The following is a 26,699-nucleotide window of genomic DNA, read 5'->3' on the forward strand; positions in this document are numbered from 1 at the left end:
CCCGCGCCCGCCGCACGCCTGCGCTCGCCGTTCACTCCCGCCCGCCGCGCATGCCCGCCGCGCGTGCCTACCGCCCATGGCGCACACGCCGAGCGCGCACCGCACGTCGCGCGCACCGCACGCGGCGTGTGTACCGCACGCCGCGCGCGCCGCTCATTCCCGCGCGCCGTTCATTCCCGCGCGCCGCTCGCTTCCGCGCGCCGCTCGCTTCCGCGCGCCGCTCGCTTCCGCGCGCCGCTCGCTTCCGCGCGCCGCTCGCTTCCGCGAGCCGCTCGCTTCCGCGCGCCGCTCACTCCCGCCCGCCGCGTGCGCGCCGCCCCACCCTCCGCCCGCCTGCACTCCGACAACCCGCTCCGCCTGGTGAGCCCGCTATCCGGTGATCCGCAGCCCCCGGCGCAGTGCCTCGATCTCGTCGGCGAACATCCGCCGGGACACCGCGGCGTTCTCGACGAGGCTCGACCCGTGGAACGTCCCCGGATACAGCCGCAGCTCGGCCTGCACGCCCGCGTGCGAGAGCCGGCGGGCGTACTCGATGCCCTCGTCGCGCAGCGGGTCGAACTGGCAGACGGTCACGAACGCCGGCGGCAGCCCGGACAGGTCGGTGGCCCGCGCGGGTGCCGCGTAGGGCGACACGTCCGTGGCGCCGCCGAGGTAGCTGGCCCAGCTGAAGATCGCGTTGGGCCGGTTCCACAGCGGGGTGTCGACGTAGTCGCGCATCGACTCGGTGTCGAGGCGGTCGTCGAGCTCGGGGATGCCGAGCAGCTGGAAGCACAGCCGCGGTCCGCCCCGGTCGCGGGCGAGCAGCGCGACGCCGGCCGCGAGCCCGCCGCCCGCGCTCTCGCCGGCCACGCCGATGCGGTCGGGGTCGATGCCCAGCTCGTCGGCCTTGGCGGCGGTCCACACCAGTGCCGCGTAGCAGTCCTCGACGCCGGCCGGGAACGGGTGCTCCGGCGCCAGCCGGTAGTCCACCGACACGATGACCACGCCCAGCTCGTCGGCCATGCGCAGCACGGGGGAGTGGAACATCTCCAGGTCGCCCATGATGAAGCCGCCGCCGTGGATGTACAGCAGGCCGGGCGCGGGGTGTTCGGCGCCGGCCGGGGTGTAGATCCGCACCGGCACGTCCGGTGCGTCGGCGGGGCCGGGGACCGTGGTGTCGCGGACGTCGACCGGGTTGACCGGTTCGTACGGCGGGATGGCGCTGAGGAGGTCGCTCTGCCCGGCACGCGTGGCGAGCAGCTTCTCGTGGTCGGTGATCGGGCCGATGGGCAGCATGTCGAGCCAGGGGAGCAGCTCCGGGTCGATGGCGTAGCTCATGCACCGATCATCGTCGCGCGGCGCGGACCCCGGCATCCGACAGGTGGCGCGGAATCGGGACGCGGAGGCAGCCGGTTGGCGGGCCCGCTGGTCCGGCCGCCGTGCCGTCCGGCGGGGCTATCGTGACGGGATGAAGGGCCTGCTGCTGCGGTTGTCCGGGTTGGACGCCGATGCCGAGAACGCCGTGCGGGTGATCGGGTTCTTCGACCGCCTGATCACCGACCGCGCGGGCCTGGACACCCTGGTGCGCACCACCGCCGAGCTCGCCGGCTGCCCGGTCGGCCTGTGCGCTCCCGGGCAGGGCGTGTCGTTGCGCGCCGCGCCCGGCTCGGCGGTGACGGCGGGACCCGTGCCCGCGCGGGCAGCGGTGCGGGTGTTGGAGGGCGGCGCCGAGGTGTGGGTGGCCCGCGCCGGTGCGCCCGTGCCGTTGGACGACATGCTGCTGGAACGGTTCGCGATCGCCGCCGCCGTGCTGTTGAACCACTCGAGCGTGCCGTTGCCGGAGCTGGGTGATCCGGCGCTGGTGGAACTGGTGCTGTCCGGGGGTGTCGGCGCGGCGGAACGGTCCCGCGCACTGCACCTGCTCGGCATCAGCGCGACGAGCAGGCTGCGGGTGCTGGCCACGACCGCGGACGTACCGGGCCGGTCGGTGGTGCTCGGAAACGTCCGTGCGGTGCTGACGGTGGACGTGCCGGACGTGCCGGGAGTGCGCATCGGCGTCGGGCCGCTGGTGCCCGCGATCGAGGCGGACCGGTCGTGGCAGGCCGCGGCGCAGGCGTTGCGCTACACCGCGGACGTCGAGCCGGTGGTGTGGTGGGAACGGCTCGGCGGCCTCGCGCTGGTGGCCGAGCGGATCGACCAGGCGGACATCGCCGCGCTCGACGACGTCCGCGCACTCGACCGGCTCGCCGCCGAACCGCATGGCGCGGACACGGTCGCGGCACTGGACGCGTTGTGCGCCAATGGTTCCGTGCGCAAGGCCGCCGTGGTGCTGCACCGCCACCACAGCACCATGACCGCACGCCTGGCCCGCGCCGAGTCGGTGCTCGGGTTCGAGGTCGACTCGGCGGGCGGGCGGTTCCGGTTGCACCTCGCGTTGCTGCTGCGGCGGTTGCGGGACAACGCCTGAACGCCGCCCGCAGCGCCTGGCCGGTGAGGCGTTGCCGGGAAAGCCTCCGGTTGCCGGGAAGGCCAGCGGTCATGACCAGCCGGGTCGTCCCAGGGCGCGTGCCACGACGTCGTGGACCGCCGTGTCGCCGGGCGCCCGGTTCTCCATCAGCAGTGACAACCCATCGGCACCGACCCAGGCGAAGCGTGGGTGCTTCTCCCACTCCAGCTCGGGCCGACTCAGGTCGCCTTCGACCTCCACCACGAAATCGGCCGCGTGCCGGACGATCCCGTCGCCCGCCTCCCACGTGCTGGTGCCCAGGTCGCGGACCACCCGGCGCAACACCCACCCCGTCTCCTCGGCGATCTCCCGGCGCAACGCCTGCACCACGGTCTCGCCGTGCTCGACATGACCGCCCACGACGTCCCAGGTGCAGGGGAACAATCGCCGCCGGGCACTGCGGAACTGGACGAACGCGCGCCCCTCCACGTCGAGGACCACCGCGCCGACCACCCACACCTGACCCGGCGCCACGCCCGGAAGGCGCACCCCCGGATCCACCACGATCTCCGGCTCCACCGGACGATCGTCCCACCCCGGCGATTCCCGCCAGGACCCCCTGGCCAGGCCGCAGCACGCCCGCGAACGCGGCCTCGGGAAGGCTGCGGTGCACCCGGCCACGCCGCTGGTGCACGTGTCCCACGAACGCGACAGAACTGTTGGCGCTCAATGCATGTGGAGGTCCTCGGTGCTCCACGGCGGCAGCGGGTCGTCGAACGCGGGCCAGCGGGAGGGGTCGGCCAGCTCGTCATCGGTGAGCAGCGCGGGGTCGAGGCGGCGGCGTGGTTCGCCGGGGTCGAGGTCCACGCCGATGAACACCAGCTCCTGCCGCGGTGCCTCGCCGTCGAGCAGCTGGCCGGGTTCCAGCGTCAGGTTGGGCCCGGCCTGCGACCACACGGCGAGCACGTCGGGGCGACTGGCGAGGTGGCAGAAACCCTTGCTGCGCAACACTCCCTCCCAGTCGGCGAGTGCGGCGAGCAACCGGCCGGGGTGGAACGGCCGGTCGGAGCGGTAGGTGACCGACCGGATGCCGTACTCCTCGGTCTCCGGGGTGTGGGTGCCGGCCAGCTCCAGTGCCCAGCCGGGGGACTGGGCGGCGGTGACCGGGTCGTAGCGGCCGGTGTCGAACACCTCGGCCAGGTTCACGACGCCGTGGCGGGTGTGCAGCAGGCGCGCGGTGGGGTTGAGGCGGCGCAGCACCGCGTCGAGGACCGCGAGCTCGTCGGCGGTGACCAGGTCGGTCTTGTTGACCACGAGCAGGTCCGCGAACTCGGCCTGGTCCACCAGCAGGTCCGAGATCGTGCGCTCGTCCTCCTCGGCGGCGGCCAGCTCGCGTTCGGCGAGGCGGTCGCCCCGCGTGAGCTCGCGCAGGAACCCGGCCGCGTCCACGAGGGTGACCATCGTGTCGAGGCGCGCGTGGTCGGAGAGGCTGGTGCCGTCGTCGAACGTCCACTCGAACGTCGCGGCCACCGGCATCGGCTCGGAGATCCCGGTGGACTCGATGAGGATCGTGTCGAACCGCCGCGACCGCGCCAGCTCGCCGACGCTCTCCAGCAGGTCCTCCCGCAGCGTGCAGCAGATGCAGCCGTTCGTGAGCTCGACCAGCCGCTCGGTCGTGCGGTCCAGCGTGCCCTGCCCGGCCACGAGCGCGGCGTCGATGTTGACCTCGCTCATGTCGTTCACGACCACCGCCACCCGCCGCCCCTCGCGGTTGGCGAGCACGTGGTTGAGCAGCGTCGTCTTGCCGGCGCCGAGGAACCCCGACAGCACCGTCACGGGTGTGCGCATCAGATCTCCGACTCCTCGTGCCACTCGGCGAACGGGTCCACGAAGTCGAGCTCCGCCGCCAACGCCAGTTCTTCGTCCGTCACCACCGCGTTGTCGAGCGCCGCGGTGATCTGCGCGGGGTCCTTCGTCGTGATCACCACGAGCTCCTGCTCCCGCGCCCCCGGCCACGGCCCGAGGTTGCCGACCCGCAACCCACCTCCCGCCGACTCCAGCCACAACGCCTCATCCGGCTGGCTCACCACCCACACCCGCCCGCGCGTGCGCACCACCCCGTCGAGCAGCACGTCGACCGCGTGGTGCAGCCGCATCGGGTGGAACGGCCGCACGCCGGTGAACCGCACCACCGACACCCCGTGCGCCGGCGTGAGCGGCGGCGCCCCGTAGAGCAACGACCCGAACCCGTCGTCGAACCCACCCCGCCGCGCGTCGTCGGGAACGGCGCCGAGCAACGCACCCGCGTCCAGCCCGTCGAGCACCTGCCGCGGCGCCGCCGGGTTGAGCCGGTCCAGCACCGCGGCCGTCACCGGGTCGGGATCGTTCGTCAGCACCAACGCGTCCGCGAACTCCGCCTGCCCCACGACGACCTGCGCCACCGTCCGCTCGTCCTCGGCCGCCGCACCCATCCCGCGCTCGGCCAGCGTGTCACCACCGGTCGCGTCGGCGAGCCACGTCGCCGGGTCCACCACCGTGACCACTGCCTCGACCCGCACCCCGGTCCCGCTGAGCGCGAAGCACACGGCCTCGGGCTCCAGCATCGGGTCGAGGTGCAGGACCACCCGCGCGTCCAGCCCTTCGAGCAACGGCACCAGGTCGAGCCGCAACGTGCACGACACACACCCGTGCGCCAGCTCCAGCACCGTCAACCTGCCGTCGACCCACCTGCGCACCACGCCTTCGGCGAGGCCGGTGAGGTCGTGCCGCACCAGCACCGACTCCGGCGCCGCCCGCCACAGCTCGTCCGCGACGTCGTGCTGCGTGAACCCGGCGACCATTACGACCCTCGCTGCCATGAAGGAGAGGGTACATGACAATGATTATCGTTAGCGGCAGGGTGGGGAGATGACGGGGAGTGGACGGATGACGAGGGCGGGCCTCCTCCGGGTTGTCGGGGTGGAGTGATGGGTGCCGCTGCGCGATAGGTGCTGCCGCACGTCGGGATGCGGTTGGTTAGGCGTGGGCGGTCGGGTGCGGTCTACGGGGTGCGGCCGGTGGGAGCGAGATCGAGGGTGCGGCGGGTGAGGATGGGCTGGCTGTCGGCCGTGTTCCGCATCCGGCGACGGCGCCCAAGCCGCACGTGCCAGCAGCACCGGTCAGCCCGCGCCCGCAGGCAATGCGTCCCTGGCAACGCACGCATCTGAACGACCCAGGCGCTCTGAGACGACCTGCCTGAAGTCGGCCTACCTGGAGCCAACCGGCCCCGAGTCAACCCGCCGCGGAGTCGGCTCGCCCGGAGTCAGCCCAACCCCGAGTCAGCCCAGCCGCAGGATCGTCTCCTCGACCTCCCCCTTCCGCCCGTTCGCATACCCCACGTCGGTCCCCACCACCTCGAACCCGGCCTTCCGCAGCACCCGCAGCGACGCGGCGTTGTCACTGGCCGCCCGCCCGTACACCGGCCGGACGGGCACGATCTCCAGTAACAGCGCCAAAGCCCGGCTGGCCACCCCCTGTCCCCAGGCGCTGCGGTCGATCCAGTACGTGACCTCCGTGTCGCCCTCCACCACGAAACTCGCGATGGTGCCCACGAACCGGCCGTCGGCGAGGACGGCGCGGTTCGTGACGTCCGGTGTGGACAGCACCTTGCGCATGTGGGCGTCGAACGCCGCGCGGTCGTCGGGGTCCGCGGCGGTGAAGGCGGCCATGTGTACCGATTCGGGGTCACGCATGAACTCGAACAGCGTGTCCAGATCGGACTCTTCGATCTCTCGCAACGTCACTTCAGGCATGGGAATCACGGTAGCGACGAGCACCGACAAAAAACGTCAGGGCACGACCAGGACCGGCCAGTGGCCCGAGCGGATCAGCTTCGTCGCCACCGAGCCGGCGAACCGGTGGCCTGCCTGTTGGGAGGCGCCGACGACCACCATGTCGGCCTGGCAGCGGTCCGCGGCGTCGCGCAGGGTGGTGTACGGGTCGCCGAAGGTCTTCACGAACGTCACCGGCACGTCCAGTTCCTCCGCGGCCGCCTGCATCTGCGCGCGCAGTTCGGCGTGCAGGTTCGCGGTGGCCTCGTGTTCGAAGACCGACGCGACGGCGGGGCTCAGCGCGGCCAGGGAGGAGTGGCTGGCGACGAACGTGACGACCAGGCGGGCGCCTTGGCGGCGGGCCGTGCCGAAGGCGAAGGCAGCGGCCCGCATGGCCGTGTCGGAGCCGTCCACGCCGACGAGGATGGTGCGGGCGGACGGCGCCGGGTGGGGGCCGAAGTCGTCCTTGGTGGCGTCGAAGGCGTTGGGGGAGGGGTCCACGGGTCACCTCACCACGGCGGAGTCGGTGTCCTTCTTCTCGAGGTCGATCGTGGTGCGCAAGGTGATCGGCTTGAGCAGCAGTGCCGCGACCACGCCCACCACGGCCACCGCCGCGGAGATCAGGAAGATGTGGGCGGTGGCGTCGCCGTAGACGGTGTGCACGACGGTCTGCACCTGCGGCGGCAGGGCCTGGAGGTTCAGCGCGCTGGTCTCGCCGGTCGACTGGCCCGCGGGGACGTGCAGCGCGGCGGACAGGTCGGCGGTGACGCGGTTGGCCAGCACGGCGCCGAGCACCGAGACGCCGATGGTGCCGCCCAGCGAGCGGAAGAACGTGACCGTGGCGCTCGCGGCGCCCAGTTCGCGCAGGGGCACGCTGTTCTGCACGGCCAGCACGAGGTTCTGCATCGTCATGCCGACGCCGATGCCCACCACGGCCATCGCGATGCCCACGATCCACAGCGCGGTCGCGTGGTCGACGAAACCGAGGCCGAGGAAGCCGAACACCAGGATGATCGTGCCGGACACGATGTAGGGCTTGATCTTGCCGGTGCGGCTGATCATGCGGCCGGAGACGGTCGACGAGACGAGCACGCCCGCCATCAGCGGGATGGTCAGCAGGCCGGCCTCCGTGGGGGAGTAGCCGCGGCCGATCTGGAAGTACTGGCCCAGGAACACCGCGCCGCCGAACATGGCCATGCCGACCGAGAGGCTCGCGATGATCGCCAGCGCGGGCGTGCGCTGGACGACGATGTGCAGTGGCACCACCGGTTCCGGCACGCGCAGCTCCACCGCCACGGCGGCACCGAGCAGCACCAGACCGGCGCCGACCATGGCCGCGGTCTGCCAGGAGAGCCAGTCGAACGAGTTGCCCACGAACGACACCCAGACCAGCAGGACGCTGACACCGGCGGCGATCAGCACCGCACCGAGGTAGTCGATCTTGACGTTCTGCCTGCGGACGGTCTCCAGCTTCAGCGTGGCCTGCAGGACGACGAACGCGAGCGCGGCGATCGGCACGGCGACCCAGAAGCACCAGCGCCAGCCGAGCCACGACACGTCGACGATCAGGCCGCCCAGCAGCGGTCCGCCGACGGTGGCGACGGCCATGACCGCGCCGAGGTAGCCGTTGTAGCGGCCGCGCTCACGGGGCGGGATGATCGCGGCGATCACGACCTGGACCAGCGCCTGCAGACCGCCGACGCCGAGGCCCTGGAACGCGCGCGCGGCGATCAGCTGGCCGGTGTCCTGGGCGAAGCCGGACAGCAGCGAGCCGATCACGAAGATCACGATCGCGGCCTGGACCAGCGTCTTCTTGTTGAACAGGTCGGCGAGCTTGCCCCAGATCGGGGTCGTGGCCGTCGCGGTGAGCAGGGTGGCCGTGACCACCCACGTGTACTGCGTCTGCGTGCCGTTCAGCGAGCCGATGATCCGCGGCAGCGCGGTGGAGACCACCGTCGAGCTGACCATGGCCACGAACAACGCGAGCAGCAGTCCGGACAACGACTCGAGCACCTGCCGGTGCCCCATCGCGCCGTTCTTCTCCGTCTTCACCCCGAGTCCCTTCGTCCCCTCAATTATTGCGCGTCGTGCAAATTTGCACAATGGGCAACTTACTCCAGGGCTACGCTGAGCGCATGGAGACCCTCACCACGCTCCGCGCTCAGAAGAAGGCGGTGACCAGGCGGTCGCTGGCCACCGCGGCGCTGCGCCTGGCGATGGAACGCGGTCTGGATGGGGTGACGGTCGAGGACATCGCGGACGAGGCGGGGGTCTCCCGCCGCACCTTCTCCAACTACTTCGCCGGCAAGGAGGACGCGGTCCTGGAGGCCGAGCGCGAACGGGCCAGGGCGCTGGTCGGGCTGGTCGCCGCACGTCCGGCGGACGAACAGCCGTGGCCGGCCCTGCGCGCCGCCACCGCCGAGCTGTACGACACCCGGCCGGTGCCCGACGTGGAGTGGATGGCCCAGCTGCGGATGCTGCGCAGGCACCCGTCGCTGCTCGCGCGGCAGGCGGGTGACCAGGTGGCGGTGGAGCGCGACCTCGCGGCTGTGCTCGTCGCGCGCGGACCGGACCCCGAGCTCGCACGGCTGATGGCGGCGACGTTCCTCGCGGTGGTCCGCACCGGCATCGCGCTGTGGCTCGAAGGCGCCGACGAACGGCTGCCCGACCTGGTCGACCGGCTGCTCGGCCGGTGTGAGCTCCGCGGTTAGCCGCGTTCGACGAACAGGCCCGCCCCGGCGCTGGAGAACCACCGTGTTCACCTAGAAGTGTTGCTGTGCAATAAATTCCCCGGAAAGTGGTCGGCGGGTGCGGGCGGGACCGGTCCTCCGATCCCGCCCGCACCCGCGGGGCGGTCAGCTCAGTCGGTGATCAGTCAGTTGTGGTCCCCCTCGTGCCAGCTGGTCGCCCATGCGTCGGCGTTGCCGCCGTTGCCGCCGTGGCCGGTGTTGCCACCGGTGGTGGTGCTCTCGTTCACGGCGTCGCCGGTGTTGCCGGTGCCGGTGTCGCCCGAGGCGCCGGACCAGACGCCGGTCGAGCAGTCGGCCTGCACGCACATCACGATCGCCGAGTTGTGGCCGGTGTCGCCGGAGTCACCGGAGTCGCCCGACTCGCCGGACGTCGCGGAGTTGTGGCTGAGCGCGTTGCCGCCCTCACCGGAAGGCTTGCCGTGTCCGGCCGCTGCGACCGCCGTGGCGTGACCGTGACCGTTCGTGTTGGCGTCCGCGTCGGCGTTGCCGCCGTTGCCGCCGTTGCCGGTGTTGCCGCCGTTGGTGGAGCTGACGTTCACGGCGTCGCCGGTGTTGCCGGTGGACGTGTCACCGGAGTGGCCGGACCACAGGCCGGTCAGGCAGGTGGCCTTCACGCACATCACGATCGCCGAGTTGTGGCCCGTGTCGCCGGAGTCACCCGAGTCGCCCGACTCGCCGGACGTCGCGGTGTTGTGGCTGAGCGCGTTGCCGCCCTCACCGGAGGGCGCGCCGTTGCCGCCGACGGCGACAGCCGTGGCGTCCGAGCCGTGGTGCACGCCGTCCTGGTGGTGCGCACCGTCCTGGTGGTGCACGCCGTCCTGCTGGTGCGCACCCTCCTGCTGGTGCGCACCGTCCTTGTCGTCATCGTCATCGTCGTCGTCTTCGTAGACCGCGACGTGGCTTTCGGAAGTGGCGTCGGCGTCGCCGCCGTTGCCGCCATGGCCGGTGTTGCCGCCGTTGGTGGAGCTGACGTTGATGGCGTCACCGGTGTCACCGGTGGGACCGCCGTCCGAGTCGTCGTCGTCCCAGTCGTTGTCGTTGTCGTTCCAGTCGTCGTCGTTCCAGTCGACCGAGTCGCCCGAGTCCCCGGACGTCGCGGTGTTGTGGCTCACCGCGTTGCCACCCTCACCGGAGGGAGCGCCATGGCCAGCCAGGGCGAGCGCCGAGGCGTGGTGGCCGAGAAGGGCTTCGGCCACCGGGTGGCCCGCCCCGCCGGTCCAGTGCGGGTGGTGCCCGGCGACAACGGCAGTCGCAGTCGCTCCGCTCGTCAGGACGAGGCCACCAGCCATGGCAGCGGCCAGGAGGCCGCCTTTGACTTTCTCGCGCATGGTCTTCCTTTCTTGACGGCAAGTTCTTCGAACATGAATTCAGGTCGCATGTCCTTGTGTGACAACGGATTCACGTTCACGCGGACGCCGTGACTCCGCGATCCGGAGTAGCCGCGTTGGGGCCCGAAAAACATGCTGGCCACGTACTAGCTGGATGGGCGACATCCGTTACGCCTGCGCTGATGTCGGCAGCACCTGAAAGAGGGAGTCCGCCCCGGGCAGCGGACGCTTGATCGGATGACCGCGTCACCGCCGGTGCCACCAGCCGTCCTAGTCCTCGTCGCGCTCGCTGGGAGCGTGGACGCGCCAGCGCACGCTGGTGACCGACGGCTCCAGCGACAGCCGGCTCACCGCGGACTCCATCTGCTTGTCGTCGCGGTGTTCCGCGCTCAGCGCCGCCTTCACCTCGACCAGTCCGGCGTGGCCGGCGTTGGTGCTCTCGACCGACTGCAACGCGAAGTCGGTGCGCGACAACGCCTGCACGAGCAGCGTGCGCACGTGCGCTTCGGCGTCGTCCCTGGTGACGGCGAGGAATGTGTAGGTGGCCGGTGACTCGTCGCCGGTGTCGGGGCGCCGGTCCACGACCCGGCCCAGCGGCCGGAGCACGAGGTGCACCGCCACCACGACGACGGCTCCCGCGACGGCTTCGAGGTAGAGGCCCGCGCCCGCCAGCGCGCCGACCGCGGCGGAGCACCAGAGCGTGGCGGCGGTGTTCAGCCCGCGCACGGTCAGGCCCTCGCGCAGGATGACGCCACCGCCGAGGAAACCGATGCCGGACACGATCTGGGCCGCGACCCTGGTGGGGTCCGCGGTGGCGCCGGTGAAGCCGTGCGCGGACAGCAGCACGAACAGGGTGGCGCCGGCCGCGACCAGCGCGTTGGTGCGCAGACCGGCCATTCGGGCGCGGTACTGGCGTTCGATGCCGATCAGCGCACCCAGGCCCACGCCCGTGCCGAGTCGCAGCAGCATCTCCGCAGTGGTCATCGTGCTGCCTTTCCTCGGGTGTGGCAGAATCCGCCCGCTCCGCGGTCCACACGGGAGTATCTGATGTGGACGTTCGGACCGGCCACCCGGTGCGCTCGATGTGCCACCAAGGGATGAGCGCGACGATCATTCGCGTTTCGCAGAGCTGGTGACCGGGGATTCCCGGCAGTGGATCACGTGCGGCGCCGGGCGTACCGCGTCCCGAGGGCGCCCGTGTGGTGGGACCGTCAGCGGTACAGGCGGGGCAACGCGTCGGCGAGCTCGCACAACGCGTCCGGGTCCACGTCGGCGAGCGCGGGCAGGGCGCCGGTCCACGTGCTGCCGGTGAGCTGCCCGGCGAGCTCCTGGCGGGAGGGCGCCGGAGGCGGATCGGCCTGCGGTGAGCGGTGAGCGGTCGCGGGAGCGGAGCACGCGGCGTCCGCCTCGTCGGCCGCCGTCAGCGCGCGTGCGCGTTCCTCCGCGTCGCCGATCGCGATGGCCATCACCCGCACGGCACCGGCGAACTCGGCAGCGGTGGTGACCTCGCCCTGGGCCGCCGTGATGACCGCGACCTCGCTCAACGCCCGGCACCGCAGGGCGACGTCGTGGATGCAGCGGGCGATGCGGGCGGCGCGGTGGTGCTGGCCGAAGCCCGCGACGGCGGTGGCGAGCTCGCGCACCCCGTTCGCCTGGCCCGCGGCCGCGTCCTCCACCAGCTTCTCCGCCGCGCCGACCAGCTCGTCCGCCGCCGGCACCCCCAGCGCACGGGCCGTGGCCACGGCCAGGAACGTGTGCGCGGCCAGCTGCCAGTCGGCGTCCACGGAGGGCAGCGCGCACCGGGCCTCGGCCAGCAGCGCGTCGGCGTGCCGGGGGTCGGTGGTGGCGCTCATGACGGCGGCGAGCGCGCGCACCCGGTAGTAGGGGTAGGTGATCTCGCACGCGATCCGCTCGGCCTCGGCGGGAGCGACGGCGTCGGCGATCGCCGACAGCGTGGTGGCGTGCAGGTAAGGGTCGGTGATCGGGCGGGCGACGGCCAGCGCCTCGGTGGGCCTGCCGATGCGCAGCAGTGCGCGGGCCACCTGGGCGCGCACCTTGGACCGGCTCCCGTCGGTGGTGGCGCGGGCGGCGGCCTCCGCGGCCTCCGCCAGGCGCTGCGCCTGCTCGGGAACGCCGGCGGCGAGCACGGTGAGCACCTCGGCCTGGGCGGCCGGGTCGGGCACCCGGGCGACCACGCGCAACGCGCCCGCGAGGTCGTCGGCCTCGGCCAGCTCGAGCGCGAGATCGATGAGGGCGGTGCGGCGCTGGCCCTGGTCCGGCAGCTCGGCCACCAGCCCGGCGCGCCGGTCAGGGGAGGAGGTGGCGTCACGGGCCAGTGCGATCGCGGCCAGTGCGGCCGGCTGGGTGGCGGGGTGGAGGGCGGCCACGGCGGCACGGGCCTTGGACGCGATGGCCGAGGTGAGGCCGGGGTCGCCGAGGTGGGCGACCGCCCTGACCAGCTCCAGGTGCCCCTCCGTGCGGCGGGACAGCGGCACGACGGTGGCGAGGTCGGCGCAGGCGGTCCTGGCCAGCTCGCTCGCGTGGCCGTGGAAACCCGCGCGCACCAGGAGGTCGACGAGCGACACGAGGTTGCGGCCGCGGGTGTCGGGTCCGCGCAGGGACCTCCCGAGCCGGACGGCACGGCCGGGGTCACCCAGCACGACCCAGCCGCGCACGATCTCGTTGACGGCGCCGTCGTACCACGTGGGCAGGATCTTGCCGGAGATGCGCGTCTCCGCCAGCTCGAGCCGGGCACGTGCCTGCGCGGACCTCCCGCGGCGGTGCAACGCGACCGCGATCGCGACATCGCCCTTGACCTGGCGGTAGCGCACGGACTTCCGGCTGCCGCGCACGATCTCCAGCGCCTGGTCGGGATCGCGGTCGGCCACGGCGCACACCACCCCGGCCATCGCCTCGGCGTGCGCGTACTTGTCCTCGATCCGCGCGTTCACGAACTCGGCGGCCTCGGCGTACCGGCCGCGCGCGGCCAGCTCGACCGCCGCGGCGGTGACCAGCCGGACCTTCCGCTTGAGCGTCGTGGCGGCGGCACAGACCGCCTCCGCCCGTGCCCGGTCGCCCACCGCCCAGGCGGCGGCGATGAGCTCCTCGTGGATCACGGTCTGGAACTCGGGTCCCGCCTGCTCGGCGAGCGACTGCGCCGCGTCGAGGTCGCCGGCCGCGATGAGCGCGAGCGCCAGGTCGGCCCGCGCGGTCCCGCGGACCTCCGGGACGTCGATGAGCTCCAGGGAGCTCTCCGCGAGCGCGCGGAACTTGCCGGCCACGGCGGTGTCCTCCGCCCGGGCCAGCACCGCCGCGCACGCCTTGACCCGGTCACGGGCGGGCAGCTCCGCGATCAGGCTCTCCGCCCGTGCCAGGTGCCCCAGGCCGGCCCAGACGACGGGAAGCTCGGGCGGGATCACGGCGGTGTGCCGGTCGAGGTCGTCGCGCAGCACCGCGAGCTTGGCCAGCGCGGCGAGGTCGCGGCCGTCGGCGAGCTCCTCCTGCGCTGCCGCGATCTCCTTGAGCGCGAGGACGTTCGCGCCGGTGAGCGCGCGCAGCCGGACGTGCCGGGCCGGGTCGAGCGCGAGCCGGACCCGGTCCTCCGCGGGGTGGTCGAGCAGCAGGTACTCGGGCGTGTCAACGGGCCAGCCGCGGTCGCGCCACTTCCGGGCCCACTTCCGCAGCTTGCGCGTGAACTTGGCCAGCCGCTGGTCGCCGATCTTCTCCTCGGCCTCCTCCTGGAGGCTCGGGTGGTCGAGGAAGTAGCGGACGTGCCCAGGGCGCCACAGGCTCTGCGCCTGCGCGAAGCTGCGGCCGGTCAAACCCTCCAGCACCGCCGCCACCTCGTCGTCGAACACGTCGAGCAGCTCCGCCAGGTCTCGCACGGTCAAGCCGCGGGCCGCCGCCGTCACGTACCCGAGCAGGCTCTTCTCCACCTTCGTGCCGCGGGTCAGCGCCCGGAGGTCCTTGTGCGCGGCCGACCGCATCACCGTCGCGTGCTCCGACGGCGGCAGCGGCCACACGACGTCCGGCGAGAGCAGGGGGTGGCCGGGCTCGTCGACCAGCACCCGCTCCGGCAACGGCCGCTGCCAGCGCGACGACAGGACCACCCGCAGCCCGGCGGGGGGCCGCGCCGGCAACAGGTGCACGATGCCGCCGTCCTCGTCGTCCGCCTCCTCGTCCAGTCCGTCGACGAGGAGGACCAGCGTGCCCTCGCACAGCTCCGCCGCCCGTGCCAGCAACGCCCGGAACCCGTACCGGTCGAGCCGGGTGTCGGCCGGCACGCCCTCACCGAGCAACGCCGCGAGCTGGTGCCACACCACCCGGACGAAGTCGGCCCGGTCGTTCGAGTGACCGCGCCGCGCGAAGTACCAGACGAGCGACAGACCCTCGTGCTCCCTGCGCGCGAACTCCTTCAGCAGCGCCGACTTGCCGCTCCAGCTCTTCGCCCGCACCCACAGGTACGGGTCGGGCCCGTGGCAGAAGTCCCGCAGCCGCCGCAGCTCCCGCTCCCGCCCGAGCAGCTCGACCTCGCGGGGCTCGAGCATGCCGGTGAAGTCCTGTGGTGCCTGCCAGCCGCCGTGGAAGTGGACGTCCCCGTACACGTGGCCCGTCTGGGCTACCGTGTTCGCACTGCCGGTGAAGACGTTGCTGACCTCGGGCGACATCGAAGCCCTGACCTCCCGCCGCGACTGGCCGTGCCGGAGAACATCGGGCCCGGCGCGCGCACCGTTACGCGGGTGCCAGCCGCCGCAGGACCTCGGTCAGCGTGTCGTGGCTCGTCGCGAAGTTCAGCCGCACGAACGCCGAGGTGTCCACGTCCGTGCCCGCGCTGAACTCCCACCCCTCGCTGAGCTTCACCCCGTCACCGGCCGTGCCCTCGAACCACGCCAGGTACGTGGCCTCCGGCGGGTGGTAGCCGCGACCGGGCCCCACCCACCGCGTCACGGTGTCGCGGTTGCGCTGCAACGTCAGCAGCAGCTCGGTGAGCCAGCTGTCGCCGTCCTGCCACGCCGCCACCGTCGCCGCGCGCCCCAGCGTGTTCGGCGTACCGAAGTAGTCCAGCGGCGCCGCGTCGAGCGCCTTGCGCAGTGCCGGGACGCCGACGTGCGCGACCGCGCACCGCAGTGCCGCGATGTTGAACGCCTTGGTGGCCGAGGTCGCGGTGACCGTGCGCCGGGCCGTCTCCCCGCTCAGCGAGGCGAACGGGACGTGCCGGTGGCCGGGGTGGGTGAGGTCGGCGTGGATCTCGTCGGACAGCACCACGAGGTCGAGCTCCTCGGCCAGCGCCGCCAGGCCGGTGAGCTCGTCGCGGGTGAAGACCCGGCCGGTCGGGTTCTGCGGGTTGACCAGCACCAGCAGCCTGCACCCCTGCCCGCGCACCACCTCCGCGTCGAACCGCCAGCCCTCGGCGGTGTGCCGCATGGGGATCGGCACGACGCGGCGTCCCGCCCGCACGATGCTCGCGAGGAACGGCGGGTACGTCGGCACGTGCAGCGCCACGCCGTCACCGGGCGAGGTGGTGTGCTCGATGACGACCTGCAGCACCTGGATGAGGTCGCTGAACACCCTGGTGTGACCCGAGGACGGCGTCCAGCCGTAGCGCGTGTGCATGCGCTGCTCGAACGCGGTCACGACCGGGTCACCGGAGGGCCAGTGCGGGTAGCCGAAGTCCTCGCGTTCGACCTCCTGCCACAGCCGCGCCTTCACCGCGGGCGGGAGACCGAAGTCCATGTCCGCGACCCACGCGCCGATCGTGCCCGTGGGCAGCGAGCCCCACTTCACGCCGGAGCCCGACCGCAGCCGGGTCTCGTCGATGCGGTCGAAGCTCATGCGGTGCCCCGCTCGATCACGGCGCGGAGCATGTCCACGTGCCCGTGGTGCTGCGCCAGCTCCTCGTAGACGTGCAGCAGCGCGGCGCCTTGGTCGAGCGGGATGCCCGGACCGAGGAACGTCGAGTCGGGCTCGGCGCGCAGCGGTGCGCGGAGGTCGGCCTGCCGCACGTCCCGTTCCAGTGCCGCCTTCGTCCGTTCGACACGGGCGAGCAGCGGCTCGACCGGGCCGGCCGCGGTGAACTCCGACTCGCGGTCGCGGTGCGCCGGACGGCCGGCGACCAGTTCACCCGCCCAGTAGTCGATCACGCCCAGGCAGTGCGTGAGCAACGCGTACGGGCTGCTCACGCCGGGAATGGGTGTCCGGCACGCGCGGTCGGCACCGAGGTCGCGCACGGTGTCGGCCATGCCGTCGAGTGCCTGGCCGGTGAAGTGGAGGTACTGCTCAACAGTGATCATCAGTGGCGTCACCTTCTTAGCTGGTGACGGTCAGGTTGCCGCCCGGTCGTGTCACCTGTCAAGATGGTTACGTGAGTTTCGCGTTCGTCAGCGGCGACCTGGCGCTGGACTTCCTGGGCACCCTGAAGTGGCGGGACGGCGACTCCGAGGAGCTGCTGGCCACGCCGCGGGACGTCGGCGCGTGGGCGGTGGCGGCCGGTGTGGTGACCGAGGAGCCGAAGGTGACCGCCGCGCAGTTCACCGCGCTGGTCGACCTGCGGGAGTCGGTGTACCGCCTGGTGAAGGCCACGCTCGCGGACAGCGGCTGGCCGGAGGACGACCTGCGGCGGGTGAACTCCTACGCGGACGCGCCGGCGCCGTCGTTCACGCTGACGGCCGCCGGGATGCGCAGGCACGGCACCGCCCGGGCGCTGGGCGGCGAGATCGCCCGTGCCGCCGCGGACCTGCTGGCGCACAAGGACGAACTGGTGATCCGGGAGTGCGGACGCGACGAGTGCACCCGGATCTTCATCGACCGCTCGCGCACCGGGAACCGGCGGTGGTGCGACATGGAGGAGTGCGGCAACCGGATCAAGGCCGCGCAGTACCGCGCACGGCGCAGGGCGGAGGTCTAGTGGCGGCGCGCCACTGGAGCACGACCTTCTGGTACTGCTCCCGGTCGAGGTCGTAGACCTCCAGCGTCACCTGTGCCGGCAGCCCCTCCACCGGTTTGAGGTGCTGCCCGGCCGACCTCCTGCCCAACCTGCTCGGCGGTGCGCCGTCGTGACCTTCCCGCCACGGGCCGGGACATCACGTGAGCTCGGCCGAGTCCGTGAGCTGGAGCTTGCGCCGGGCCCGCTGGTAGAACGTCGTCATCCCCAGCCGCACCACCCGCGCGGCGGCCGGCCGTCCGCGCAACGACACCCGGTCACCCGGCTCGACGTAGCCCGCGACCTGACCGTCCACCTCGACGGCCAGGCGCCCGCTGGACGGCAGCAGGTCAAGATCCACCTCGTCGTGCACCGACAGCACCACCCCACGGCTGTACGCGGAGTGCGGAGCGGCGGGCGTGACCAGCAACGCCTCCACCGACGGGCTGGTGATCGGGCCACCGGCCGAGAAGCTGTACGCGGTCGACCCGGTCGGCGTCGCCACGATCACGGCGTCCGCCGCGTAGCTGACGAACGGCTGTCGCGCCACCCGCACCGCCACCCGCGCACTGCCCTGGCCCGGCGTGCGCACGACGGCGATGTCGTTGAACGCCGTCACCTCGTGCTCACCGAACGTCGCGTCGACCGCCAGCCGCGGCTCGACGGTGAACTCGTGGGCGTCGATGGCGGAGAGCGCCGCGGGCAGGTCCGGCACGTCGACCTCGGCGAGGAACCCGAGCTTGCCCAGGTTCACGCCGAGCACCGGCGCCTTCTCGCCGTCCGAGAGCCGCATCGCGCGCAGCATCGTGCCGTCGCCGCCGAGGCTCACCACCAGGTCGGCCCGCCGGCCCAGCTCCTGCGCCGACACCGGGGTGGCGGCGCACCGCAGGCGCTGGATCTCGTCGTCGATGCCGAGGATCTCGACACCGCGCTTGGCCGCCCAGCCGAGCACGGCCTCGACAGCGGCGGCGGAGTCCCGTTGCGGGTGCAGCACCAGTCCTGCGGCGTGCACGTCAGCGCGTCCTCACGTGTTGGGTCACGGTCGCCAGTCTGCCCAAGTTCGGCGGCGACCGTGCAACGGGCCCGCCACAACCGGTGGACGTGCCGGGCGCAGCGCTGCCGCCCGGCGCGGACGCGTTGCCCTCGCGAAAACCATTGGTGACCGACTTGCTCCGCTGATGTACTGATGGCCACCGCGAGTCTGCCGCGTGACGGAGGTAGTGGTTGTGATCGGCTATGACGCGCTTGCCGAGGTGTACGAGTGGCTCATCTCAGATGCAAAGCTGGCTCCGGCCGAGTTCGCTGCGTCGTTCGATGACGTCCTCGGTCTTGTGCCGTCGAACGCTCACGTCCTCGATTGTTCGTGTGGGACGGGACAGTTGGCGGTTGGCCTCGCCGGTCTTGGCATGCGCGTTGTCGCAACCGACGCCAGCGAAGCGATGGTTCGTCGGACTGCGGAGTTGTCCGAGGAGTTCGGGGCATCCGTCCGGACAGCGCGGGCGGACTGGCAAGAGTTGCCCGGCCATTTCGATGACGACACCTTCGACATGGTGTTCTGCGTCGGCAACTCGCTGCACCACGCCGAGGGCTCGCGAGGCAGAGTTGCTGCTCTGGAGTCGATGTCACGGCTTCTGCGCCGTGGCGGGCGCCTGGTACTCACGTCCCGCACTTGGGAACTCGTGAGGGCCCGAGGTTCCCGGCTGGACATCAGTGACCGGCTCGTCCGCCGGAACGGTCGCGATGCCGTCGTGGTCTACCGCTGGGACATCGCGCCGAACTGGGAGGACGAGCACCACATCGAGATTGCGATTGCGCAAGTGGATGCGGCTGGGTCGGTTCTTGCGCGCTCGGAACTGCTGTCGAGCTGGCCCTACCGATACGGAGAACTCGAAGCCGAGTTGCACCGGGTCGGACTCCAGACGGAAATGAGCACGTTCAACCTCGAGGCCGAGAACTACATGGTGGTGGCGAGCAAGGTGTAGACAACGGGCTCTCAGTCCGTGGCCGGACCGCGCGGTTGCAACCAGGGTACGTCGAGGAACCGGTGATGCGGCGCGGAAGCCGGACATCAGCGCGTGGGCGGCCGGTCAGGTCCCGCAGGGCGGGATGTGCTCGACGTCCGGAAAGTGCCGTTCCCAGTCCTGCCGGGTCAACGGCGGCGACGCGGTGGCGCACACCCGTTGCGCGGCGTGCTGTTCGTCGGCCTCCCAGGCCCGCACGGTGTGGTCACCGCTCGCGCTGAGCAGCGTGTGCGCGTCGGCGTACGCCAGCCCGTACACCCGTTCGGCGTGTCCGCTCAGCACCGCGAACGGGGTGTGGTCGGACAGCCGCCACAGCCGCACGTCGTGGTCGGCGCTCGCACTGGCCAGCGTCGTGCCGTCCGGGGAGAACGCGACGGCGTGCACGGTGTCGGTGTGCCCGGTCAGCTCGGCCGTGCGGGTGCCGGTCGCGACGTCCCAGACCCGGACGGCGAAGTCGGTCGTGCCGGTGGCGAGCAGGGTGCCGTCGGGGCTGAACGCGACGGACTTCACCACGTGCGACTGACCGGGCAGGTGGGTCACGACCTGGCGCCTGGCGACGTCCCAGATCCGCACGCCGAAGTCACCGGCCCCGCTGGCGAGCGTGCGGCCGTCCGGGCTGAAGGCCAGTGCCTGCACCGATTCCGCGTGACCGGACAGCGTGCCCAGCGACGTGCCGGTCGCGGTGTCCCACAGGACGATGGCCCGGTCGGTGCTGCCGGTGGCGAGCACGCTGCCGTCCGGGCTGACGGCCATGGCGTTCACGGCCTCGGAGTGCCCGGCCAGCGGCGGCAACGGCACCGGGCGTACCGGTTCGGTGATGTCCCAGCGGTGCACGCGGTGGTCGGCGCTCGCGGCGTAGAGGGTGCGGCGGTCGGGGGAGAACGCCACGGAGTTCACCGCGTCGGCCGGTCCGGTGAGCACCGCGACCGGCCGACCGTTCTCCAGCAGCCGCACCGTGCGGTCGTAGCCGCCGGACGCGACAAGCGTGCCCGAGGCGGCGACCGAGTACACGGAGTCGGTGTGGCTCAACGACATCGGCAGGTCCCACAGCCGGACGGTGTGGTCGTCGCTCGCCGTCGCCAGGGTGCCGTCCGCGAACACCGCGCCCACGACGGCGGCGGTGTGGCCGGTCAGCACGAGCGGGTCGCCGGGACGGGCCAGGTCCCAGACGCGGGCCGTCCGGTCCACGCCGGTGCTCGCGAGCCGGCCGGACCGGTCGAACGCCAGCCCGCGCACGGCGTCCGTGTGCCCGGTGAACGTGCGGGGTTCGCCGCCGCCGGCGGGCCACAGCCGGATGACGCGGTCCTGGCCCGCCGTCGCGACCTGGGTGCCGTCGGGGCTGAACGCCGCCGCGTGCACCGCACCGGCGTGCCCGGTCAGCGCGCGCGGAATCCGGGTGGCCAGGTCCCACAGCAGCACCGACCCGTCCCACGCCCCGGCCACCAGGTGCGTGCCGCTCATCGCCAGTGCGACGACCGGTGCGCTGTGGGGCAGCACGGCGACCTCACGCGGCCGGCGCGGGTCGGTGAGGTCCCACAACCGCACGGTGCGGTCGGAAGCGGCGGTCGCGAGCAGGCGGTCGTCCTGGCTGAACGCGACCGCGTTGACGGTGTCGGTGTGGCCGGTCAGCGTGGCGAGGACCGTGCCGGTGGTCGTGTCCCACAAACGCGCCGTGCGGTCCCACGAGGCCGTGGCGAGCAGGTTTCCGTTGGAAGTGAACGCGAGGTCCGCCACGTTGTCGGTGTGGGCGGTCAGCGTGCGCACCTCCCGCGGGTGGTGCGGGTCCGCGACGTCGGCGAGCCTGACCGTGCGGTCGTGGCTCGCGCTGGCCAGGAGCTGCCGGGAGGGGCTGTGCGCGACGGCGTTGACGGCGTCGGTGTGGCCGGTGAGCCGGGTGGCGTAGGACGGTGTGAACGAGCTCAGCAGCGCGCTGCGGGCCTCGGTGGTGGGCCAGAGGCGGAACGCGGCGAGCCCGAGCTGGGCGGCGAGCGCGGGGTCGGTGCCGCGCAGCCGTTGCACGTCCTGGGCGACCTTCTGCGAGAGCGCGCTGTTGCGCTGCCGGGTGGCCTCGGAGCCCGCGCTCACCGCCGCGATCGTGACGGCGGTCGTGGCCACGAGCAGCACGGACAGCAGCGCGGTGAGCAGGCCGAGCCTTCGCCGGCCCCGCCTGGCGCTCGCGAGCTCGGCGGACTCGGCGGTGAGGCTCGCGGTGAGGAACGCGCGTTCACGGCTGGTCAGCGGGTGCGGCGGCCGGTCGAGCCACGAGCGGAACGACGCGAGCCGCGCACCCCGCAGCAGCGCGCCGGGATCGCGGTCGAGCGCCTCCCACACACCGGCCGACTCGGCGAGGTCGCGGTGGGCCCGCAGGCCGTCGCGGTCGGCCGCGAGCCACTCGCGCAACCGGGGCCAGCAGCGGATCAGCGCCTCGTGGGTGATCTCCACCCGGTCGCGGTCGAGCGTGATCAGCCGTTGTGCGGTGAACGCCTCCAGCACCAGCCGCGTGTCCGGTTCGTCGTCGAGCTCGGCGCGGGCGATCCGCCGTTTGATGTCCTCGGTGCCGTCACCGACCGCGACCAGCCGGATGAACAGCGACCGCGCACGTTCCCGCAGCGGCTCGGTCAGTCCGCCGAACACCGACTCGGCCGTCCTGCTCAGCGCGCCCTCGAACCCACCGGCGGCGCGGAAACCCTGCAGCGTCAGCGTGTTGCCCTTGCGGCGGTGCCACGTCTCCAGCAGCGCGTGGGACAGCAGCGGCAGCGCGCCCGCCTGGTCGACGCCGTTGGCCACCAGCTCGGCGACCAGCGCGGTCTCGACGGCGTACCCGCTGCGCCGCGCGGGCTGGATGATCGCGGCACGCAGCTCGTCGGTGGACATCGGCCCCACGGTGACCTGACCGGCGCCCATCGCCTCGACGAGCACGGGGAAGTCCGTGCAGTGGCCGTAGAAGTCCGCACGCACACCCAGCACGACCCGGTGCGCGGTGATCTCCTCCACGAACCGGCGCCGCGTCTCGCGGTCGTCGCAGAGCGTGAAGACCTCCTCGAACTGGTCGACGACGAGCACGGCGTCCCCGGTGGCGTGCCCGCGGTACTCGTTCAGCGGACGCGCACCCGGCGTGAAGAGCACGGCGTTGTCCAGCCGTGGCATCAGCCCGGCCCGCAGCAACGACGACTTGCCCGCGCCCGACGCGCCGACGACCACGACGACGCGCTGCTCCTTCACCCGTTCGGTCAGCTGGTCGACGAGGCGTTCACGGCCGAAGAAGCGGTCGGCGTCCTCCTGCCGGAACGCCGCGAGCCCCGCGTAGGGCGCGCTCTGGCCGTCCGCGCGGCCGGGGTCCTCCGCCGCGGAGATCTCCTGCCAGCGGCGGCGCCAGTCCTCCTCGTTCCCGCCGCACGCCCGCACGTACGCGAGCGTGACCTGCAACGTCGGCAACCTGCGCCCGGCCGCCGCCTGCGACAGCGCCGCCTCCGAGTAGTGCGTCAGCGCGCTGAGCTCGCGGTAGGTCGGGCGGCCGGCGCGTTCCCGCAACGCTCTCAGCTCGCGCGCGAACGCGAGCACCGCGCTGTCGCCCGCGTCGAGCGGACGTTCCCTGCGTGGCATCCGATTCCCCCTGCCCTCGCGTAGGAGCAAGGTAGCCCCGACGGGACGCGGTCAGGCGTGGAACCGGGTGATCGTCTCACAGTCCACTCCGGACAGATCGGTCCTCGTGCGCCGAAAGGGTCCGGAATGGACGGTCATTCGGTCCGACGCCGGTTTTCGACACGTGCTCGTCACGTTGCACCGGCCCGTCCTCCACTAGGGTGGACCTCGACGGGAGGAGGCGTGCGGTGACCGACGAGGAACTGATGATCGAGTTCGCCCTGACCCGTCTCGACCACCCCGGCCTCGACCTGGAGGAGGTCGCCGCCCTCGTGGTCCGCCGGGTGGGTCCCGACCGCATGCTGGAGTTCGCCGGTCAGACCCTCGCCCACCGCGACGAGCTGCGCGGAGCGGTGTTCCCGGCCGCCGTGGAGCACGTGCTGCGCGTGGTGCTGACGTTGCGCGGCCCGCGCGACTGACCGGTCAGGAGTTCTGGGTCAACGCCCGCCGGCTGAGCGTCCCCAGCTCCGTCAGCCGTGGCGTCCGCAGCGTCACCTCCACGGCGGGAGCCCGCAGCTCCCGTGCGATCGCCAGCGACTCCTCACCGCGCCCGACCTGGCTCAACAGCGCCGAACAGGTCTTCAGCGCGAGCCGCAGCTCGGCCGCCACCGCCACCGGCGAGGTGCGGTTGACCTCGCGGTAGATGCCGACGGCCGCCTCGGCGGCGCGGACGGCGTCGTCCAGTTCCAGGCGGGACAGCATGCGGACCCAGGCGAAGGCGTGCAGCGCGGCGGCGACCGGGAGGGTGCGCGCGGTGCCCGTGCTGGTCACGGCGTAGCGGGTGGCGGCGAGGGCCTGGTCGCGGCGGCCGAACTCGGCCAGGCGGGTGCCCAGCAGGGCGAGGCTCGTGGCGAAGTCGGTGCGGTGGGTGTGGTCGAGGGCGGTGAGCCGCTGGTAGGTGTCGGCGGCCTGTTCGGCGGCGGTGAGGGCCTCCGCCTGCTTGCCGAGGTCGGCGTGGCGGGAGCTGAGGTTGCCCAGCGACCGCGCCAGCAGGGCCTCCATGGTCACCAGCGCGGCGGCCGACGGGGTGAGGTGGTCCGACCAGCGCGGGTGGACCGAGCACACGGCGGTGGTGAGGCGGTGCGCGGTGGCAGAGCGCGCGGCGAGGTTGTCCGTGGACTGCATGATGCCGGGCCGCGGGAAGGAGAAGATCGCGTCCACGCGCCGTTGCAGCTCGCCGCCCGACGACGGCCGCGGTGCGCCGGGCAGTGCGACGCCGAGCTGGGTCAGCACGGTGTTGAGGCGCAGCTCGTAGGCGTGCAGGTGGGTCTCCAGGACGCTGGACCTGATCACGACCGCCTTGCGGGTGGCACCCAGCGCGCGGACGTGGTCACCGGCGCGGGCCAGGTGCACGCCGTGGTTGTGCAGCGAGGTGGCCAGCTCGGCGTCGTAGACCGCCGGGTTCACGGTCGCGAGGTTGCGGTGCAGGTCCACGGCCTGCGTGATCCACTCCAGCCCTTCCGCCTGACGGCCCAGCTCCAGGCAGATCGCGGCCAGCTCGCGCAGCGACAGCGCGAGACCGGGTTCGAACAACGCCGGGTTCGTGATCGCGAGCCGCCTGCGGATGGCCACGGCCTGTTCGGTGGCCTCCAGCGCTTCCACCCAGTCGCCGACGTGCGAGCTGTGCAGGCCGAAGTTGTGCAGCGCGCCCGCCAGGTCCGGGTCGAACACGGCCGGGTTCACCGCGGCGAGCCTGCGGTGCAGGTCGACCGAGTGCCTGGCCGCGTCCAGCGCCTCGTGCCTGCGGCCGACGCCCGCGAGGTGCATGCCGAGGTTGTTCAACGCGACGGCGAGCGCCGGTTCGTGCGGCTGCGGGAGCCGGTGCAGGATCGCCACGCACGAGCGGGTCGCGTCCAGCGCCCGGCCGCGCAGCCCGAGCGCGGACAGGTCCATCGCCAGGTTGTTCAACGACGACGCGAGCTCCGCCGACAGCGGTGCGAGCCGCTGCCGCAACCGCACCGCGCGCCCGGTCGCGTCCAGCGCGCGCCGGCCCAGCCCGGCCCCGGACAGGTGGGTGCCCAGGTGGTGCAGCGCCTCGGCCAGCACGAGCGAGTACTTGTCCGGCTGCCGGTGCACCAGCCCCTCGTAGATCCGCACTGCCGGCTCGCTCGCCTTCAGCGCCTCGTCGAACGCGCCCGCGTTGGCCAGCCGGCGCGCCAGCACGGTGAGCAGCCGCGCCCGTTCGGCCGGGTGGTGGGTCTGCTCCAGGCGGTGCTCGGTCAGCCGCTGCGTCAGCCGTGCCGCCGGGAAGTCGAGGTCGACGTGCCGTTCCGGCAGGCGTGGCTCGATCGCGGCCAGCAGGTCGGTGCCCGCCGAGTCGACGACCGCCATCAACGCCCCGCCACCTGCGGCGATCACGCGGCACGGGTCCTCGCGCACGAGTGCGTCGAGGTGCTCGCCGACGTGCGGCCACCGCTTGCCCGTCTCGGCGAGCACGGTGATCACCCGGCTCAGGGCGGGCGTCGACAGCAGCGCGCGCACCAGGCCGTGGCAGCGCGGGTCGGTCTTCAGGCACCGTGCGACGAGGTCCTCGCCCAGCCGGTCAGGGGCGAGCGGGGTCAGGACGGTGCCGTCGTCGGAGGGCGGGTAGCACGCCTGGTGGTCGTCGAGCAGCCGGTCGGCCTCCTCCACCGACCGCGCGATCCCGGTCGCCAGGAGCACCTCGCAGCCGTCGCGGTAGGACATCGGGCCGGTCAGCGTCGCGAGGAACACCACCCGCGCCAGCACGTCCGTGCTCGACCCGACGGTGCCGCCGCTGCGCATCCCGGCCCAGTGGTCGGTCTCCCGGTCCAGCAGGTAGCAGGCCAGCGCGCCGGGGTGGCCGGGCGGCACCCGGTTGCGGTCGCACGCGTCCACGGCGGCGAGCGCGGCCATCAGGATCGTCAGCACCGACCGGTAGGCGGGGTCCGACAGCGACCCCGCCGGTACCGCGTCACGCGCGTCGGTGCCCAGCACGGTGCTGAAGCTGTCCCGTGCCGACTCGAACACCGCCTGCCGCGCGGACACGTCCGCGGCGAGGTCGGTCAGCCGCTCCGACTCGGCCGCCACGCCGCGCTTGAGCAGCGGGTACCGCAGCAGGTCCCACCACCGCGCACCCGAGCGGGCCAGCAGCAGCACCCTCGTGCGCCCGGCCTGGTGGATCAGCGGGTCCTCGAACAACGCCAGCAGGTCGCTGCGCGGCCACCTTTCCGCGTAGTCCACTATGACGAGAATTCCCGCGTTCGGCTCGGTGACGGTGAACTGCGCGTCAAAGGCGCAGGAAGAATCGCCGCCGTGGTGCGCGACCAGGACGGAGTAGCCCGCCCACATCGATTCCGTGGCGAATTCGGTGGCGAGCCTGGTCTTGCCCTGCCCGCCCGGTCCGTGCACCAGCATCGCGCTGATCCGGCCCTCGCCGCGGCGCCACTCCTCGAGCCGGGCCAGTTCGTTCTCCCGGCCGGTGAACGGCACGACCTGGTTGCCCGCGAGCAGCAGTTGGCTGGGTTGTCTGCGCAGCTCAGCGGGATCGGGCGGTGCGGGGCTGCTGAACGGGCGCAGGTCGTGGCGGCGGGCCCGGGAATGGAAGTTGACGTTTCCACCAATGTGCCCGACCTGGAGCACCGGCCCGGTCGTCAGCCCGGTGAAGTCATTGCGCACGTGAGATTCGAGACCGTCTCGTTCCCGGTTTTCGTGGCCCCGCATCCGTTCCGCTCCTGAGCACGCTGGGGAAAGCGGAGAGCGTAGCGGTGTGGGCAGGTCCCTGACGGTCTGGCCAGCATTTGTCCACTTTTCCGGCCGGTCGGCGGAAAACGATTGGTCTCGACAA

20 protein-coding genes are annotated in these 26,699 nt (G+C 72.6%); 5 read left to right on the forward strand and 15 right to left on the reverse strand.

Annotated elements, in window-relative coordinates:
• Window positions 1–369 precede the first annotated feature (369 nt).
• Window positions 370–1,317 (reverse strand): alpha/beta hydrolase, encoded by a 948-nt coding sequence (locus ADL03_RS29260; RefSeq protein ID WP_053736799.1) that lies wholly within the window; start codon window positions 1,315–1,317, stop codon window positions 370–372.
• A 130-nt stretch (window positions 1,318–1,447) separates the two neighbouring features.
• On the opposite strand from ADL03_RS29260, the gene ADL03_RS29265 reads away from it, so the two are divergent.
• The gene (locus tag ADL03_RS29265) at window positions 1,448–2,446 is read left to right on the forward strand and encodes a helix-turn-helix domain-containing protein (protein WP_053736800.1); all 999 of its coding nucleotides are present in this window, start codon (window positions 1,448–1,450) and stop codon (window positions 2,444–2,446) included.
• A gap of 69 nt (window positions 2,447–2,515) precedes the next feature.
• Here the strand turns inward: ADL03_RS29265 and ADL03_RS29270 are convergent, their stop codons facing one another.
• From ADL03_RS29270 to ADL03_RS29295, 6 genes are all read right to left on the reverse strand, one after another.
• Entirely contained in the window at window positions 2,516–3,004 is a 489-nt protein-coding gene (locus tag ADL03_RS29270) for an NUDIX hydrolase (protein ID WP_053736801.1), read from the reverse strand.
• Between the two features lie 147 nt (window positions 3,005–3,151).
• Complete coding sequence (locus ADL03_RS29275) at window positions 3,152–4,273, reverse strand: GTP-binding protein (protein ID WP_053736802.1); 1,122 nt, start codon at window positions 4,271–4,273, stop codon at window positions 3,152–3,154.
• Window positions 4,273–5,283, reverse strand: a complete 1,011-nt coding sequence (locus ADL03_RS29280) for a GTP-binding protein (protein ID WP_053736803.1) — start codon at window positions 5,281–5,283, stop codon at window positions 4,273–4,275. Before ADL03_RS29280 ends, ADL03_RS29275 begins: the two co-directional genes overlap by 1 nt.
• 459 nt (window positions 5,284–5,742) lie before the next feature.
• The gene (locus tag ADL03_RS50550) at window positions 5,743–6,216 is read right to left on the reverse strand and encodes a GNAT family N-acetyltransferase (RefSeq protein WP_053736804.1); all 474 of its coding nucleotides are present in this window, start codon (window positions 6,214–6,216) and stop codon (window positions 5,743–5,745) included.
• 36 nt (window positions 6,217–6,252) lie between these two features.
• Entirely contained in the window at window positions 6,253–6,735 is a 483-nt protein-coding gene (locus ADL03_RS29290) for a universal stress protein (protein WP_053736805.1), read from the reverse strand.
• Between the two features lie 3 nt (window positions 6,736–6,738).
• Window positions 6,739–8,286 carry an MDR family MFS transporter gene (locus ADL03_RS29295; protein ID WP_231642396.1) on the reverse strand — a complete coding sequence of 516 codons (1,548 nt, stop codon included), beginning with the start codon at window positions 8,284–8,286 and terminating at the stop codon, window positions 6,739–6,741.
• A gap of 83 nt (window positions 8,287–8,369) precedes the next feature.
• Here ADL03_RS29295 and ADL03_RS29300 point away from each other — a divergent pair, with 83 nt between their 5' ends.
• The gene (locus tag ADL03_RS29300) at window positions 8,370–8,945 is read left to right on the forward strand and encodes a TetR/AcrR family transcriptional regulator (RefSeq protein WP_053736806.1); all 576 of its coding nucleotides are present in this window, start codon (window positions 8,370–8,372) and stop codon (window positions 8,943–8,945) included.
• A 164-nt stretch (window positions 8,946–9,109) separates the two neighbouring features.
• Here the strand turns inward: ADL03_RS29300 and ADL03_RS29305 are convergent, their stop codons facing one another.
• The 5 genes from ADL03_RS29305 to ADL03_RS29325 form a co-directional block, all read right to left on the reverse strand.
• Entirely contained in the window at window positions 9,110–10,312 is a 1,203-nt protein-coding gene (locus ADL03_RS29305; protein ID WP_157529443.1) for a hypothetical protein, read from the reverse strand.
• Between the two features lie 270 nt (window positions 10,313–10,582).
• Window positions 10,583–11,296: an MgtC/SapB family protein gene (locus ADL03_RS29310; protein ID WP_053736808.1), complete on the reverse strand. Its 714-nt coding sequence runs from the start codon at window positions 11,294–11,296 to the stop codon at window positions 10,583–10,585.
• 227 nt (window positions 11,297–11,523) lie between these two features.
• Window positions 11,524–14,979, reverse strand: a complete 3,456-nt coding sequence (locus ADL03_RS29315; protein WP_053736809.1) for a hypothetical protein — start codon at window positions 14,977–14,979, stop codon at window positions 11,524–11,526.
• Window positions 14,980–15,043: 64 nt separating this feature from the next.
• A complete protein-coding gene (locus tag ADL03_RS29320; protein WP_053736810.1) occupies window positions 15,044–16,144 on the reverse strand; it encodes a MalY/PatB family protein in 1,101 nt (366 codons plus the stop codon).
• Window positions 16,141–16,602, reverse strand: a complete 462-nt coding sequence (locus ADL03_RS29325) for a DUF664 domain-containing protein (RefSeq protein WP_053736811.1) — start codon at window positions 16,600–16,602, stop codon at window positions 16,141–16,143. The genes ADL03_RS29320 and ADL03_RS29325 overlap by 4 nt, the downstream gene beginning before the upstream one ends.
• 71 nt (window positions 16,603–16,673) lie before the next feature.
• On the opposite strand from ADL03_RS29325, the gene ADL03_RS29330 reads away from it, so the two are divergent.
• Window positions 16,674–17,216: an ABATE domain-containing protein gene (locus ADL03_RS29330; RefSeq protein ID WP_053736812.1), complete on the forward strand. Its 543-nt coding sequence runs from the start codon at window positions 16,674–16,676 to the stop codon at window positions 17,214–17,216.
• A gap of 175 nt (window positions 17,217–17,391) precedes the next feature.
• Here ADL03_RS29330 and ADL03_RS29335 read toward each other — a convergent pair whose 3' ends face one another.
• On the reverse strand, window positions 17,392–18,243 hold the full coding sequence (locus ADL03_RS29335) for an NAD(+)/NADH kinase (RefSeq protein WP_053736813.1): 852 nt from the start codon (window positions 18,241–18,243) through the stop codon (window positions 17,392–17,394).
• 196 nt (window positions 18,244–18,439) lie between these two features.
• On the opposite strand from ADL03_RS29335, the gene ADL03_RS29340 reads away from it, so the two are divergent.
• Entirely contained in the window at window positions 18,440–19,213 is a 774-nt protein-coding gene (locus tag ADL03_RS29340; RefSeq protein ID WP_197288740.1) for a class I SAM-dependent methyltransferase, read from the forward strand.
• A 105-nt stretch (window positions 19,214–19,318) separates the two neighbouring features.
• On the opposite strand, the gene ADL03_RS29345 is transcribed toward ADL03_RS29340, so the two are convergent.
• Complete coding sequence (locus ADL03_RS29345; protein ID WP_053736814.1) at window positions 19,319–22,855, reverse strand: hypothetical protein; 3,537 nt, start codon at window positions 22,853–22,855, stop codon at window positions 19,319–19,321.
• 227 nt (window positions 22,856–23,082) lie between these two features.
• Between ADL03_RS29345 and ADL03_RS29350 the strand changes: the two genes are divergently transcribed.
• Complete coding sequence (locus ADL03_RS29350; protein ID WP_053736815.1) at window positions 23,083–23,313, forward strand: hypothetical protein; 231 nt, start codon at window positions 23,083–23,085, stop codon at window positions 23,311–23,313.
• Window positions 23,314–23,317: 4 nt separating this feature from the next.
• Here the strand turns inward: ADL03_RS29350 and ADL03_RS29355 are convergent, their stop codons facing one another.
• Window positions 23,318–26,530, reverse strand: coding sequence for a tetratricopeptide repeat protein (locus ADL03_RS29355; protein ID WP_053736816.1), 3,213 nt, complete (start codon window positions 26,528–26,530; stop codon window positions 23,318–23,320).
• Window positions 26,531–26,699: the final 169 nt, after the last annotated feature.

Origin of the sequence: Nocardia sp. NRRL S-836 (assembly GCF_001279525.1) — a bacterium.
Taxonomy (GTDB): domain Bacteria; phylum Actinomycetota; class Actinomycetes; order Mycobacteriales; family Pseudonocardiaceae; genus Lentzea.

Excerpts from the sequence above, each read along its gene's own strand:
- ADL03_RS29260 (WP_053736799.1), bottom strand. The coding sequence starts at position 1,317 with ATGAGCTACGCCATCGACCCGGAGCTGCTCCCCTGGCTCGACATGCTG.
- ADL03_RS29265 (WP_053736800.1), top strand. The coding sequence starts at position 1,448 with ATGAAGGGCCTGCTGCTGCGGTTGTCCGGGTTGGACGCCGATGCCGAG.
- ADL03_RS29275 (WP_053736802.1), bottom strand. The coding sequence starts at position 4,273 with ATGCGCACACCCGTGACGGTGCTGTCGGGGTTCCTCGGCGCCGGCAAG.
- ADL03_RS29280 (WP_053736803.1), bottom strand. The coding sequence starts at position 5,283 with ATGGCAGCGAGGGTCGTAATGGTCGCCGGGTTCACGCAGCACGACGTC.
- ADL03_RS50550 (WP_053736804.1), bottom strand. The coding sequence starts at position 6,216 with ATGCCTGAAGTGACGTTGCGAGAGATCGAAGAGTCCGATCTGGACACG.
- ADL03_RS29300 (WP_053736806.1), top strand. The coding sequence starts at position 8,370 with ATGGAGACCCTCACCACGCTCCGCGCTCAGAAGAAGGCGGTGACCAGG.
- ADL03_RS29305 (WP_157529443.1), bottom strand. The coding sequence starts at position 10,312 with ATGCGCGAGAAAGTCAAAGGCGGCCTCCTGGCCGCTGCCATGGCTGGT.
- ADL03_RS29310 (WP_053736808.1), bottom strand. The coding sequence starts at position 11,296 with ATGACCACTGCGGAGATGCTGCTGCGACTCGGCACGGGCGTGGGCCTG.
- ADL03_RS29315 (WP_053736809.1), bottom strand. The coding sequence starts at position 14,979 with ATGTCGCCCGAGGTCAGCAACGTCTTCACCGGCAGTGCGAACACGGTA.
- ADL03_RS29320 (WP_053736810.1), bottom strand. The coding sequence starts at position 16,144 with ATGAGCTTCGACCGCATCGACGAGACCCGGCTGCGGTCGGGCTCCGGC.
- ADL03_RS29325 (WP_053736811.1), bottom strand. The coding sequence starts at position 16,602 with ATGATCACTGTTGAGCAGTACCTCCACTTCACCGGCCAGGCACTCGAC.
- ADL03_RS29345 (WP_053736814.1), bottom strand. The coding sequence starts at position 22,855 with ATGCCACGCAGGGAACGTCCGCTCGACGCGGGCGACAGCGCGGTGCTC.